At 60.5% G+C, this 13,454-nt stretch carries 11 protein-coding genes; 10 read left to right on the forward strand and 1 reads right to left on the reverse strand.

Features of this window, described 5'->3' with window-relative positions; translation table 11 throughout:
• The first annotated feature begins 107 nt into the window (after positions 1-107).
• A complete protein-coding gene (locus EL234_RS08245; RefSeq protein WP_126416998.1) occupies positions 108-3,323 on the forward strand; it encodes a UrvD/REP family ATP-dependent DNA helicase in 3,216 nt (1,071 codons plus the stop codon).
• The gene (locus EL234_RS08250) at positions 3,320-6,763 is read left to right on the forward strand and encodes an ATP-dependent DNA helicase (RefSeq protein WP_126416999.1); all 3,444 of its coding nucleotides are present in this window, start codon (positions 3,320-3,322) and stop codon (positions 6,761-6,763) included. The genes EL234_RS08245 and EL234_RS08250 overlap by 4 nt, the downstream gene beginning before the upstream one ends.
• Here EL234_RS08250 and EL234_RS08255 read toward each other — a convergent pair.
• Complete coding sequence (locus EL234_RS08255; RefSeq protein ID WP_241969000.1) at positions 6,738-7,844, reverse strand: phosphotransferase; 1,107 nt, start codon at positions 7,842-7,844, stop codon at positions 6,738-6,740. The genes EL234_RS08250 and EL234_RS08255 overlap by 26 nt on opposite strands.
• A 169-nt stretch (positions 7,845-8,013) precedes the next feature.
• Between EL234_RS08255 and EL234_RS08260 the strand changes: the two genes are divergently transcribed.
• Genes EL234_RS08260 through prfB form a run of 8 tightly spaced genes read left to right on the forward strand, consistent with a single transcriptional unit; the run spans position 8,014 to position 13,445 of the window.
• The gene (locus EL234_RS08260; protein ID WP_126417000.1) at positions 8,014-9,264 is read left to right on the forward strand and encodes a CpaF family protein; all 1,251 of its coding nucleotides are present in this window, start codon (positions 8,014-8,016) and stop codon (positions 9,262-9,264) included.
• Positions 9,240-10,049 carry a type II secretion system F family protein gene (locus EL234_RS08265; protein WP_126417001.1) on the forward strand — a complete coding sequence of 270 codons (810 nt, stop codon included), beginning with the start codon at positions 9,240-9,242 and terminating at the stop codon, positions 10,047-10,049. The genes EL234_RS08260 and EL234_RS08265 overlap by 25 nt, the downstream gene beginning before the upstream one ends.
• Entirely contained in the window at positions 10,042-10,905 is an 864-nt protein-coding gene (locus EL234_RS08270; protein ID WP_126417002.1) for a type II secretion system F family protein, read from the forward strand. The genes EL234_RS08265 and EL234_RS08270 overlap by 8 nt, the downstream gene beginning before the upstream one ends.
• 28 nt (positions 10,906-10,933) lie before the next feature.
• Complete coding sequence (locus EL234_RS08275; protein WP_126417003.1) at positions 10,934-11,128, forward strand: hypothetical protein; 195 nt, start codon at positions 10,934-10,936, stop codon at positions 11,126-11,128.
• On the forward strand, positions 11,100-11,468 hold the full coding sequence (locus EL234_RS08280) for a hypothetical protein (RefSeq protein ID WP_126417004.1): 369 nt from the start codon (positions 11,100-11,102) through the stop codon (positions 11,466-11,468). Before EL234_RS08275 ends, EL234_RS08280 begins: the two co-directional genes overlap by 29 nt.
• Complete coding sequence (locus EL234_RS08285; protein ID WP_126417005.1) at positions 11,452-11,907, forward strand: TadE family protein; 456 nt, start codon at positions 11,452-11,454, stop codon at positions 11,905-11,907. Before EL234_RS08280 ends, EL234_RS08285 begins: the two co-directional genes overlap by 17 nt.
• The gene (locus EL234_RS08290; protein WP_126417006.1) at positions 11,904-12,311 is read left to right on the forward strand and encodes a hypothetical protein; all 408 of its coding nucleotides are present in this window, start codon (positions 11,904-11,906) and stop codon (positions 12,309-12,311) included. Before EL234_RS08285 ends, EL234_RS08290 begins: the two co-directional genes overlap by 4 nt.
• 9 nt (positions 12,312-12,320) lie before the next feature.
• Complete coding sequence (prfB, locus tag EL234_RS08295; protein WP_126417007.1) at positions 12,321-13,445, forward strand: peptide chain release factor 2; 1,125 nt, start codon at positions 12,321-12,323, stop codon at positions 13,443-13,445.
• Positions 13,446-13,454: the final 9 nt, after the last annotated feature.

Raw genomic sequence — 13,454 nt, forward strand, 5'->3', positions numbered from 1 at the left:
TCTATCGGGTATTGAACTGTGCCAATCATAGCGCGTAAAAAGACTGGTCCGTGTCCATTTCATCGCCGGCCGAAAGTTTGTCGGTCTGGTGGTTTAGGCTCAGTGCTATGCGAATGCAAACCTTTGAGTGGAACCCGCAGCAGCAGGCCGTGCTGGATGTGGTCACGGGCCGGGGTGCGGTGCCCGTTGCTGCGTCAGTGACGGGCGCTCCAGGCAGCGGTAAAACGGCGCTGGCACTTGCCGCGGTTGAGCGGATTATCAGTGAGAATCCGGAACACTCAGTGGCGTTGCTGTCGCCGGATCGAAGGGCGGCGGCTGATCTGCGTAATTCGCTATCGCAGCTATTGGGGTATCTGCCCGGTAACGTGCAGGTGCAGTCGATTACAGGTTTTGCTTTCGCGATCGTGTCCGCATACGCGCAATACGTGGGCAGGCGGCCGCCGGAATTGCTCAGCGGTCCGGATCAGGACGCGGCGCTCAAAGAATACTTCGATCTGATCATCGCTGGGCAGGTACCCGGCACGTTACCAACGTGGGGTGATGACGACGCCGTCGTCCAGCTTCCTGCGTATCGTGCAGAGTTTCGCGATCTGCTCACGCGGGCAGCTGAACTTGGTCTAGGCGGCGATGATTTGGCTGCCATGGGCGCACGTCACGGCGAACCTGTGTGGGAAGCCGGGGCTCAGCTTTTGGATGGGTATGAGAAGACTCTTGCCTTGCTCGCCGGCTCGGGGCACCAAAACCCTGACGTGATCGACCACTCACGGCTGATCGCACTGGCGGCCTCGCATCTGCGCGGATGGGAGGGGGCACAAGTGAGCGCGGAAGGCGCGTTAAACATGGCGCGGCCCCACTGGGATTGGGTAATTGTTGACGACGTCCACAACGCCACATTGGCCGTACGCGAGTTGCTGGCCGCAACCCAGGAAGCTGGCTCCTCGATCGTCACGTTTGGTGATCCGGATGTTGCCGTGCATGGTTTTCGCGGCGGGATCGCGCAACTGCCCGCACTTTTACGCAGGGATAAGAACTCTGGCGGTATCGGTGCGGCACCGCTCCAGTTGAGCACGCGCTACCGTGGCGGCGGGCAGCTGGGCGAACTCGTCAAGAAAATAACCGGGGCGATTCGCACGGGCGGGGCAGGAAAGCACCGAGCCGGGCTTTTCGCTGCCGACGAGCCTGGGAAACCTACCCGCGAGCGGGCAGATAAAGGTACCGGGCGCAATAAAGGTGCCGAGCGCAGGGATGCTGCCCAGAGTGCCGCCGTCGCCGAGTTTGGCGTGTATCTACGTGCGTTTGCCAACGAAGATGAAGAAATCGCTTATGTTGCTACCAAGATGCGTAGGCTCCACTTGCTGGAGGGCGTGCCATATTCGCGTATGGCACTGATCAGCCGATCGTCATGGGCGCATGCGGACATCCGGCGCTCGCTCATCAGGTACGGCGTGCCCGTTCAGGCAATTTTCACTGACCAGCCGCTACGGGAACAACGCGCTGTGGCAGCGCTGATTGAGCTGGTGAACATCGCGCTTGCCGATCCTGCACACGTGGATTCTCAGCGCGTGGCAGATGTACTCACCGGCCCGTTGATTGGGATCACCCCGCTCGAGCTTCGCAGACTGCAACGCGAGCTACGCGGCTGGGAAATCGATGCTGGCGGGGTGCGCACGGACGCCGAACTGCTCGCAGACATCCTCACCGGCGGCGAGGTGGCAATGAACGTGCCCGAATTCGCCCGGTTACATGAACTGTTGACCGCGATTAAAGCGAAAGCCGAGGCCGGAGCTTTGGGTGAGGAGGTCATGTGGACAGCCTGGCAGGGCGCAGGGGTAGCCGATAGGTGGCGCGCTCAAGCGCTTGCCGGCGGGATTGCAGGGGATGGAGCCAACGAGGATCTTGACACGGTGATCTCACTGTTCCGGATCGCTCAACGCCAAGCCGATCGCAACCCTGCCAATGCTTCCATTCATGCGCTACTCAGCGTGTTGGAAAGCCAAGACGTGGCAGAAGATACGATCGCGCGCTTTGGAGCGGGCGGAGATGAGGTCACGCTGTGTACGCCGTCGTCGTCGATTGGGCGCACGTGGGACTACGTGGCTGTGGTCGGGATTAATGAAGGCTCGTGGCCGAACACGCGCCTGCGCAACCCTCTGACGAAAGTTCCCAAGTTAGTCAATATCGTTGTGCGTTCGGCGATGGCTGGACGAGACGTGGAACCAGATCAGTCGGTGAGCGACGTGCTCGATGATGAGCTACGGATGTTCCTGCAGGCGGTCACGCGGGCAGAACGGGAAGTCTGGCTGACGTGCCAAATGTCGGATACCGTGCGGCCCTCGCGTTTCATGACGTGGCTGGATCCGGAGCTCGAATTATCGAGCGCAAACGCGGCTACTTTTGATGCCAATGGACTGATCGGTGAACTGCGCCAGGCCATGGCAAGCGGCCACGAGCGTGCCGCCCTTGCGGCTAGCCAGGTGCTCGACGCGCTTGTAGCGGCCGGTATTGCCGACGCCGATCCTGCCACGTGGGCCGATCAGCTCGAGCCCAGTTCACGCGAGCCGGTTTATACGGGGAACACCACCATGTCGCCGTCCAAGGTGGAAGGCATGCTTGAATGTCCGCTGCGAGCATTCTTGGATTCGGCGGGCGCCCGGTCAACAGACGACACGCGCCTGCTCGACTTGGGCACGCTCATCCATTCGCTGGCCGAAGAGTTCCCAAGCGGGCCGCGCACCGCAGTCATGAAAGCATTCCACCACAAGGTCGCCGCCCTAGATCTGGGCACGGGCTTGGATGGGCATCGAGCCCGGCAACGCGCTGAAGGCATGGCCCGCAAACTTGGCGACTATCTGGAGGCCACGGACTGCGTCGTCGTTGCAGAACAGTACGCGAGCGAGCAGCTGACCAACGACGCCGGGCAACAGGTAACAACGAACGCGCGGCTTGACCGGCTTGAGATGAGAGACGGGCAGGCGCTCGTCGTCGATTTTAAAACTGGGAAGAACCCGGTGACCAAAGCCCAAGCAGCCGATCATGCTCAGCTCAAGGTCTACCAGTGGCTCGTCAACAAGGGCGCTATTGCCGGCTTAGATGGTGCGAAAGGCGCGAAACTCGTGTTCGTTGGCACGAAACGCGATAACGCAGAAGAACGCTCGCAAGCAGCGCTCAGCGAGGAGGCGATGGGCGAAGTGGAAAACATGATCATTGCAGCCGACCAAGCTCAACGCGGGCCCGGATTCGCCGCGATCCCGAACCAGAACTGCCGCACGTGCGCCTACAGTAAGATCTGCCCGGCAATCGGTAACGAAAGGGTGTTCTCATGACCAGCTACGAACAGTTTATGGCCATGCTGGATCATCCGCCCACCGCGGAACAGGAAGCGGTGATCCGTAGCGAGGCCCCAGCCATTGCCGTGATCGCGGGAGCCGGCTCGGGTAAGACTCAGACGATGTCCCAACGCATCGTCTGGCATATCGTTAATGGCAACGTGCGCCCAGACCAGGTGTTGGGGCTAACCTTCACGAACAAAGCCGCCGGCGAACTCGACCAGCGGGTCACGGAACAACTGCGCGTGGCAGCAGCGCGGGGTCTGCTGACCAATGATGAGGGCGCAGACGAGCAGGGTGGGGTATTAGGCGAGAGCGCCGCATCCGATGATGCTCGTGCGGCTCACACGCACCGCAGCCTTGCCAAACCGACGATCGCCACCTACAACTCGTTTGCTTCAGAAATCGCCTCGGCGTATGCGATGCTCATCGGGGAAGACCCGCGAGCCCGCCTGATCACCGACGCCGAACGCTTCCAAATCATGAGCACCATCGTGGCTGGCGTTGACGACTCCCTGCCGCACCTTGTGCCGTTGCAGACGGCCGCAATCAGCCACATCGTCACCAGCGCGCTCGCGTTAACCGACGAACTGGTCGGCAATTCGGTGGCACCGGAGGATTTTCGGATATTCGCCGAACTGGAACGGGACGCGATGGAACAGGCCACATCGCTCAACCCGCCGCGCGGGCAAAAGAAATTCATCAACAAGGCTTTTGAGACAGCCAAGGCGGCGGTTGACAAGCTGGATTTCCGGATCGCGCTGTCTTACATTGTTGAACGCTACATTGCCTACAAGCAAGAACACTCTCTGATCGAGTTTTCTGACCAGGTGGTGCGCGCAAAGAAAATTTTGGATGCGGTTCCTGCAGTTGGTGAAGAACTGCGCGAGCGGTACAAACTTATTTTGCTTGACGAATATCAGGACACGTCAGTTGGCCAGGCTGCGTTCTTGCAGGCGGCGTTTGTGGGAGCGGACTCGGTGTGTGCCGTGGGTGATCCGAATCAGGCGATTTATGCCTGGCGTGGAGCTTCCGCTGCCGCGTTGGCAGACTTCATGGCACGATTCAACGTGGATAAGAACGCCGATGGCACCTATCAGAATCTGACGCTGTCCACCGCGTTCCGTAACAGCCCAACGATCCTTGCCGCGGCTAACGCTCTCACGGAAGGTAAACTCACCTATCCGGACATGACGGTGAAGAAGCTGTCCGCATTCGGCGACAAGCCAGGTGAAGCTGTACACGTACACCGCCATCTGCGGGAGGATTCCTACCTGGATATGGCCCGCGAGATTGCCAGCTTCTTCGAACGTGCCAAGGAAAGTGGTGCACATGAGCCACCCACGGCGGCCATCCTCGTGCGTGCACGCAGATACATGGATCCGGCGATTGATGCTCTTGAACAGTTCGGGTTGGACTACGAAGTGGTGGGCGGTGAAGCGCTCATCGACAGGCCGGAGCTGCGCCTTGTCCGCAGCCTGCTCGGCGTCGTCGTTAACCCGGATCGCAGCGATTTACTCATGCCGCTCATGAACTTTTATGCGATCGGCAGTAAGGACTTGCGCGCTCTTGCTGATTACGCTGCCAAGCTAAGTGCGGGGGCCGAAGAAAGGCTTGCCCGGCAGGATGGCCCGCGGGTGGGAATCAACCTCGTTGAAGCGCTACACGACCTGCGCGAGCAGGTTCGCAGTGGCCAGGGCGAGTTGCCGGAGGGGATGTCTTCGCAGGGGCTGAGCCGCATGGTACGCCTGTCAGCAAACATTGTGAGCGTGGAAGAACGCCGCCACCTCGACCTCCCACAGGTGATTGAGACTGCCATCTCCGAACTTGGTTTGCGCACCTATGCGCAGGCGCGCACAGCCGGAGGAGCGCGAGTTGAGGCTGCGCTGGGGGCGTTTATTCGCTTGGGCGCCCAGTTTACGGCGAATGTTCCCGAGGGCAGTCTGCGTGATTTCGTAGCGTGGATCGATGCGATTGAGGAACACGAAAACGTGGGCGAAAGCGAATCGGGTGCCGACGTCCTGCTTTTCGATGTGGACAAACCCGAACCGCGTTCCGGCGTCGTCCAAATCCTTACCGTCCACGGAGCCAAGGGCTTGGAATGGGACGTGGTTGCTATCCCCAACATGAACGCGGGCGGATTCGACTATCAGGCGAAAACGACCACGTGGCACAAGTCGAGTAGCGCGCTACCCCATGCGCTCCGGGAAGACGCCGCACACCTGCCCGATTTTCAAATGCAACGCAAGCTCCTTGCCTACCCGGATTATTCACCAGAAGACGTGCGGGAAGTTTTCGACGACTTCACTGACTACCTCGAGGAGACTCTGCACAAATATCATGCGAATGAGGAACGCCGGTTGGCCTACGTGGCCGTGACTCGAGCGAAATCCATGCTTATCATCGCATCCTACGATCTGGACGAGGCCGCGAAAGCAGCGCTTGCCTACAAGCGGCTCGAACGGCAGGTCGAGGCTAACCCGGGTAGTGGCGATGTTGACACGGCCCGGCTCGAGTCCAACACCTTCGTAGCGGACATGGGCGCACACCTGAGCGCGGCAACAGGAAACGATGAGCCGCTGACTGGCGCTCAGCTGCGTGACGTGATCGAACGTGGGGAAGACGGCTCGGACGCCGAGCAGGATGTGGTGTATTGGCCAGACGACGTCGACCGCCGGCTTGACACGCAGGCCGTGGCCTCTCGTGAGCCGACTTCCGACGAACTGGCACAGCTTGTGCAGCGGTGGAACCAGATGGCCGCCGTCGTCGTTGCAGACCACCAGCCCACCACAGATCAGCGGGTACTTCGCGAATATTTGACGGCCTCCGACGTCGTCAATCTTGCACGCGACCCGCAAGGTTTCATTGCCGACCAGCGCAGGCCCATCCCGCACGAGCCCTCGCGGGCTGCGCGCATGGGAACGATCGTCCACGAGCAGATTGCCCACCATTTTCAGGCGCCGACCACACTCGACGTCGACTCGGTGGCCCACCCCGGGCAGATGCCGCTCGACTCGGCGCCCGCGCTGTCCAGTAAGCAGCAAGCCACACTGCTCGAACGTTTCGAAGAATCCGTGTATGCGAGCTGTCCGCCGATTGCTATTGAAGAGGCAATCGACGTGTTTGTGGCCGGGCGGCCGATCCGTTGTGTGATCGACGCGGTACTCGACACGTCGAGCCTCCCCGGTTATCCGCCCGTCACGATCGTCGATTGGAAGACGGGGCGGCGGCCTGGCGCATCCGAAGTCGCCTCTCGTGAACTCCAGCTTGGGCTTTACCGGCTGGCGTGGTGTGCGGCTACGGGAACCGAGCTGTCCGACGTCGGCGCATGCTTCTACTATTTGGGAGAAAAATCAGCGGCGCGGCGTGAACTACATGCCGGCGATCTCACCGAAGAGCAGATCGGTCAGATTATTGCTGATCACCTGGACGGGTAGCCTCCGGTTCAGCCGTGTCTTCTGGTGCGGCTTGCGCTGCAGATTCTGGTTCGGCGGGAATGTCCTCGATCGTGCCGTCTTCGGTAAAGCTTGTAAACCCGGCGTCGGCGGCCGTGTGCGAGGGCGTCGCCGCCGCGGAGCTGACCGACCAGGTTGGCCCGGGCGCTAAGTCTGGATCGGCGTCAACATCGGCTGCTAAGTCGTCCATCATGGCACGCGCGTCGGCTACGATGTCGTCGTCGCCGCGGCGAGCACCAAACAGCATCCATGCGGGAAGAGCTAGTTCTGAGATGAGGATCGTCCGGTTAAAGAAGTAGTCGTCCGTTTCTTCGCCGAGCGCGTTCTCATACGATTCAAGCACGGCAGCGAATAGATCCTCGTCCAAAGTAGACACCAGCGGGGCGAAGTCGTGTGCCGGATCGCCAACGTGGGCTGATCCGAAGCCGAGCACGCTAGAGATTGTTCCGTGAGACCACATGAATTGGTCGTCAGCCACGTCTCCGTGGACCACGCGCGGCGTGAATTCCCACATGTGGTCTTGCTCGAGCGCGTTTTCCCAGCGACGGCGCAACACGCCCGGTAGAGCGCCCATGGCGTCGGCATCGTGGAGGTCTGCCAGGAGGCGCCGCCGGGACGTTTGTGGATCGTAGGAGGGCAGGCCAGCACTTTCCACGGTATCGGTGGGCAGTTTGTGAATGGTGGCGAGTGTGCGGCCGAGTTCGTGGGCGTCGCCTGCTGTCATCTCATCGAAGTCTTTGTGCTCGCCGAGCGGGCGCACGTACACCACGGCACGGCCGCTTTTAACTTGGGCGAATCCGGCTGGCCGCATGACGTCAAAGGGGAGGCGGCCTGCCCGTAACTGATCGAGCAGTGCGGGAGCAATCGCGGCCTCTGCTTCGATCATCGTGGCTGCGATCGTGTTGAGTGGCTGTTTGACCACCCAGTTGCGCCCGCCCGCATCAACCACGCCGCCGTATTGAAAGTCGGCAGTACGAGTGTAAGGTCCGCGCACGCCCACAGCCTCAAGACCATCGACAGCGGCCACCGCGAGGCCCGCTAGTTTGAAGGGAATCGTACTCACCCTCCCACGGTATCCGGATTTGACCTATTTTCGCCAAACTACACGCCACCCAGCCCTGCGTTTTTGGTGCAATCACATTTTTTGCCCGCGTGCATTTGTTTTCCACAGCTGTGGGTAGTGCACGTGGGCACCGGCGGCTCTGGCGTAGTTTCGATGCGGAGGTGTAAGCATGGACACTGCGTCGTCGTGGTTAGATGCGCGCGTGCGCGAACTGATTCGGCGTGCGAATATTGACCCGCAACGTGATATCCGCAGCCTCGATAACTTCATCGATCAGGCGCTCGCCGAATATGAAGATCTCACCGTTGCCGGTGTTGTTCCCAAGATCGTGGACGTGGAGGCGTCCCGGCAGCGGTTACGCGACGACGTCGGTGGTTTCGGCCCGCTCCAAGTGCTCATCGACGATCCGGAGATCGAAGAAATCTGGATCAACGAACCTGGCCGAGTGTTCTTCGCCAAAGGCGGGCTTTCTCAACTGTCATCTATCGTGCTCAAACCAGACCAAGTTAAAGATCTGGTGGAACGAATGCTGCGCAGCTCTGGCCGGCGGCTCGATCTGTCTCAACCGTTTGTGGATGCCGCGTTACACACGGGCGAACGGCTCCACGTGGCCATTCCGGATATTACGCGCGAACACTGGGCGGTCAACATTCGCAAATATATTGTGCGCTCGCGGCGGCTGGCCGATCTGGCTGAACTGGGGATGCTTACCCACTCGGCCACAAGGTTTTTAGACGCCGCTGTCGAATCCGGGCTAAACATTATTGTGTCAGGTGCTACCCAGGCTGGGAAAACCACGCTGCTTCGCGCCCTGCTCGGGGCAGTTCCGCCGGGCCAGCGCATCATTACGGCCGAGGAAGTGTTCGAACTGAATTTGGCGCACCGTGACGTCGTCGCCATGCAAACCCGGCCAGCCAACATTGAAGAGCGCGGAGAAATCACACTACGCCGGCTGGTGCGCGAATCTTTGCGGATGCGCCCGGACAGGCTGATCATTGGTGAAGTCCGGCAAGCCGAAGCGTTCGACATGCTTATCGCACTCAACTCGGGAATCCCCGGGGCGTGCACGATCCACGCGAACTCGGCGCGCGACGCCGTGGCCAAACTTTGCCTGCTGCCACTGCTGGCTGGTGAAAACGTCACGTCCGATTTTGTTATCCCTACAGTGGCTTCCACGGTCGACCTCGTTGTCCATGTTCACCGTGATCGCAGCGGGGAACGCCGCGTGCGTGAAATCGTTGGCCTGACCGGGCGGGTGGAAGGTGACGTGGTGGAAACGTCAGAGATTTTTGCTGATCGTGGCTCGGGTTTGGAACGCGGAACTGGTGAGGTACCAAAGCCGGAGCTTTTTGCTGAGCGCGGCTACGACGTCCACGAACTTGCGGGAGGTGGCAGATGGCTTTCCTCACGGGTGCTGTGATCGGGCTCGGTATATTCCTGATCGTCGTGGCCTACCGCAACCCACGGGAGGTCAGGCTGCCGAACGGCCGGCGGGTCGGGCAGTTTTTGATGGCGGCAGCGGGCGGAGCAGCACTTGCGGCTACGATCTCGCAGTCGATCCCAATCACGGTGGCGATCGGTCTGCTTTGCGGGCTCATCCCCGGAGTGTGGCGCGGAGCCCGCGAGCGCAGGCGCCGTGAAGAGCTGCGAAACGTGTGGCCCGAAGTTATTGATGACATTGTGGCGAATGTGCGAGCCGGTTTACCGATTGGAGAATCTCTCGCGCTGTTGGCTGTGCGCGGGCCTGAGCTCACCCGCCCGGCCTTCACCCAATTCGCGCACCATTTACGAGCAGATGGCAGGCTTGATCCGGCATTGGACGAACTGAAGACCACTCTTGCTGATCCGATGACCGACCGGATTTTGGAAGCGCTACGCCTGGCACACGGCCTGGGCGGACGCGATATTGCCAACACGCTCACCAGTCTGGCGGCCATGGTCCGTGAAGAAAACCGGGCTCGCGGAGAACTACTGGCCCGCCAATCGTGGACTGTCAACGGAGCCCGGCTGGCCGCGGTAGCACCGTGGATCATGCTCCTGCTGTTTTCCACGCGCCCCGGTGCGATCGACGCGTTTGCTACGCGAGCCGGCACAGCAGTACTCATCGTCGGCTTTGTGGCAACTGTGGTTGCTTATTGGCTCATGCTTCGCCTCGGGCGCCTACCCGAAGAAACTCGTATTTTCGCAGGAGGTAGCCATGGTTAGCTCGTTTATGGTCGGAGCGGTCATCACCTGCGGCATCCTCCTTGTAGCGATTGCTGTCATTTACCGGCCCGCCCAGCTGCACAATCGGGTGCTTGCTCACGTAGCCACACGCAGGCAGCCGCGTAGCATTCCGAAACTGCGCCGCGTTTTCAATAACGTGCTGGAGACTATCGGGTCAACGACGTCGTCAGTAGAACGGCGCACTAATCTGCTCGGCACAATAACCCCCGGCGATTTCCGGATCCGCCAGCTGCAATGGGCAGGCCTAGGATTCGTGTGCGGGGCGCTGGCCGGCTTTTCCCTCGTCACGCGCGGCCTTCCCACCATCGCCGCGATCGGCGCCGTCGTGCTCTGTGCCGCCGCAGGCGTGCTTGGAGCGGACTGGTACCTGAGCAAACAGTGCGAACAACGCAAGAAGGCTTACACGGCCCAGCTGCCCGACGTCGTCGAAATGTTGGCGCTCGCGGTGGCAGCAGGGGAGCCGATCCGGGTAGCAATCGAACGAGTGACCCACGTGGGTGATGGTGAGATGGTCACCGAGCTGCGCAGAACGATGGCAGACGTGCATGCGGGGGCCTCGCTTGTTCGCGCTCTGACCGACATGGGTGAACGGTGCGATAACCGTAATGTTGCTCGTTTTACCGAGGCCGTGGTGGCCGCGCTCGAACAGGGCAGCGGGCTTGCGAGCTCGTTGCATGCGCAGGCACGGGACGCACGCGATGCGGCCCGCCGCGACTTGCTGGAAGCAGGCGGCAAGGCTGAGATCGCGATGATGATGCCAGTGGTGTTCATCATCATGCCGATCACCGTGGTTTTTACAGTATTTCCGGCTCTGCAGGCTCTTCGTTTGACCTAGAAAACCGCTAACAGATGGAAGGAACACAATGACCAACTACGTGCGGGCAGCAATCCGCAAGTTCTTCTGGCCATGTACTGACAACGCCGAGGCCGGTGACGTTCCAGGCTGGGTGATGATTACACTCATGACGGCCGCGCTCGTGGTGTTGATCTGGGCGATTGCCGGCCCGGCGCTCACCGACCTGTTCAACAATGCGATCAACCGAATCCTCAGCATCTGAGCAGGGGAACGCCACGGTTGGCTTCGTGGCCACCGTTGGTCTGCTTTTGATGACGGTGTACACGATCATCGTGGCGAGCCTAGCCTGGTATGTGCATGCGATCGCCACAGACTCCGCCCTTGAGGGTGCTCGTGCGGGCGCGATCAGCAAGTCTGAACAGGTGGCCGTGGCGCGCACCCGGGATTTGATGACGAGCACGTTGAACCCGAGCTATGGCGCGAATATTACTGCGAGCATGAACGCTGGCACGGTGCACGTCGTCGTCCGCACGCCCATCCCGGGTGCGGGGTTTTTAGGGCCAACTGCGATCGAGGTGCATGCCCATGCAGCGGCCGAATAACATGCGGCGGGGGACTAAGGCGGGCTTAGGTGGAAAGCCGCGCCCGGAAGACGGCAACGCGGTTGTCGAGTTCGTTGGCGTGCTGGCCGTGATTATCATTCCAGCTCTCGTGTTGCTCATTGGGTTTGCGACGACGACGCGGGCTCAGCTCGCGCTTGATGACGCGGCACGCCAAGGAGTGCGGGCGTATGTGCGTCAAGCCTCCGGGCAGGCGGCGTGGCAGCAGGCACGGGCCGCGGCAGTTACGGCGTGGGACGATCGGGGTTTTAGTGAACGACTCGACGTGGACGCGTCATGTACAGCAACTCCGTGTTTGACCCCGGGGGAGTACGTCACGATTGCCGTAACAGCGCGTGTTGAGGTGCCCATCATTGGGAAACTGACGCTGGATGCCAGTCAAACATTGGTGGTTGACCACTATCGGGCGGTGCGCCCATGACGCGTAAAGATGCCGAACAGGGCAACCTCATCGTGTTTGGACTCGGCGTGTGGGTGGTAGTCATTTCACTGATCTTGGTCATCGCCTCCCTTGTTCACGTTCACACGGTCCGGCGTGACATGCTCAACCACGCTGACGTGCTTGCCTTGGAATTAGCCCAGCACATTGGCGAACAATCGTATTATGCGGCTGATTCGCTCAACTTGCGCCCCGCACCGCCAACCAGCGGACAGGTGACGGTGGGCGAACAGAACGTGACCTATACGGCCCAGGTGAGCGGCGACGTCGTCGTCGTAACGATGCACGGGCGTGCCCGCCTCCCGTTCGTTCCAGACCTGCTGGAAAGCGTGGGATGTGTGGAACTTACCGTGGCCTCGTCGGCTGAGTTGGCTCGCATGCCGTAGAATGCCAGCGTGACGATGGAATACACCCAAGAACTTGCTGATATCCGCCACACCTACAATCAGGTGGAGGCGGTGTCAGATCTGCCCGCGTTACGGGAACTTATCGCCGACCTGACGGAAAAATCGGCCGCCCCTGACCTGTGGGATGACCCGGATGCGGCTCAGGCCGTCACGTCGCGCCTGTCGCACGCCCAGTCCGAGCTGGAGCGAATCGAAAAGATGGGCGCGCGGGTTGACGACCTCGAAACCCTGTACGAGATCGCGCAAGAAGAGGCCGCTAGCGATCCGGACACCGGGGCAGAACTGCTTGGCGAACTCGCCAAAGAAATCGGCAAGATCAAAACGGACCTGTCGGATCTGGAGATTAAGACGCTGCTGTCGGGTGAGTATGACGAGCGCGACGCCGTCGTCACTATTCGTTCGGGAGCTGGCGGCGTGGATGCGGCGGACTTTGCTCAAATGTTGCAACGCATGTACTTGCGCTGGGCTGAACGCCACGGCTACAAGACGAAGGTGATGGATACCTCCTATGCTGAGGAGGCCGGTATCAAGTCGACGACGTTCGAAGTCTCCGCACCCTACGCGTATGGCACGCTGTCCGTCGAAGCTGGCACGCATCGCCTTGTACGGATTTCGCCGTTCGACAACCAGGGGCGCCGCCAAACATCGTTTGCTGCCGTCGAGGTTATTCCGCTGATCGAAACCACGGATTCGATTGAAATTCCAGATAGTGAACTCAAAATCGACGTGTTCAGGTCTTCTGGCCCTGGCGGGCAGTCAGTGAACACCACCGATTCGGCCGTGCGGATGACTCATTTGCCCACCGGGATTGTTGTATCCATGCAGGACGAAAAGTCGCAGATCCAAAACCGTGCCGCTGCTCTGCGCGTGTTGCAGTCCAAGCTCTTGCAGCTTCGCCACGAAGAAGAACAAGCGAAGAAAAAGGAGCTGGCCGGCGACGTCAAAGCCTCCTGGGGTGATCAGATGCGGTCCTACGTACTGCATCCCTACCAGATGGTCAAAGACCTGCGCACCGGCCACGAGGTAGGCAACACTGATTCTGTGTTCGACGGCGATCTGGACGGCTTTATCGACGCCGGTATCCGCTGGCGGCAATCCGGCAAAGAAGAATAACAGGCTGCT

This window comes from Trueperella bialowiezensis, from assembly GCF_900637955.1.
Taxonomy (GTDB): Bacteria; Actinomycetota; Actinomycetes; order Actinomycetales; family Actinomycetaceae; genus Trueperella; species Trueperella bialowiezensis.

Coding starts and splice junctions, on each gene's coding strand:
- EL234_RS08245 (WP_126416998.1), top strand. CDS start 108: ATGCGAATGCAAACCTTTGAGTGGAACCCGCAGCAGCAGGCCGTGCTG.
- EL234_RS08250 (WP_126416999.1), top strand. CDS start 3,320: ATGACCAGCTACGAACAGTTTATGGCCATGCTGGATCATCCGCCCACC.
- EL234_RS08260 (WP_126417000.1), top strand. CDS start 8,014: ATGGACACTGCGTCGTCGTGGTTAGATGCGCGCGTGCGCGAACTGATT.
- EL234_RS08265 (WP_126417001.1), top strand. CDS start 9,240: ATGGCTTTCCTCACGGGTGCTGTGATCGGGCTCGGTATATTCCTGATC.
- EL234_RS08270 (WP_126417002.1), top strand. CDS start 10,042: ATGGTTAGCTCGTTTATGGTCGGAGCGGTCATCACCTGCGGCATCCTC.
- EL234_RS08275 (WP_126417003.1), top strand. CDS start 10,934: ATGACCAACTACGTGCGGGCAGCAATCCGCAAGTTCTTCTGGCCATGT.
- EL234_RS08280 (WP_126417004.1), top strand. CDS start 11,100: ATGCGATCAACCGAATCCTCAGCATCTGAGCAGGGGAACGCCACGGTT.
- EL234_RS08285 (WP_126417005.1), top strand. CDS start 11,452: ATGCAGCGGCCGAATAACATGCGGCGGGGGACTAAGGCGGGCTTAGGT.
- EL234_RS08290 (WP_126417006.1), top strand. CDS start 11,904: ATGACGCGTAAAGATGCCGAACAGGGCAACCTCATCGTGTTTGGACTC.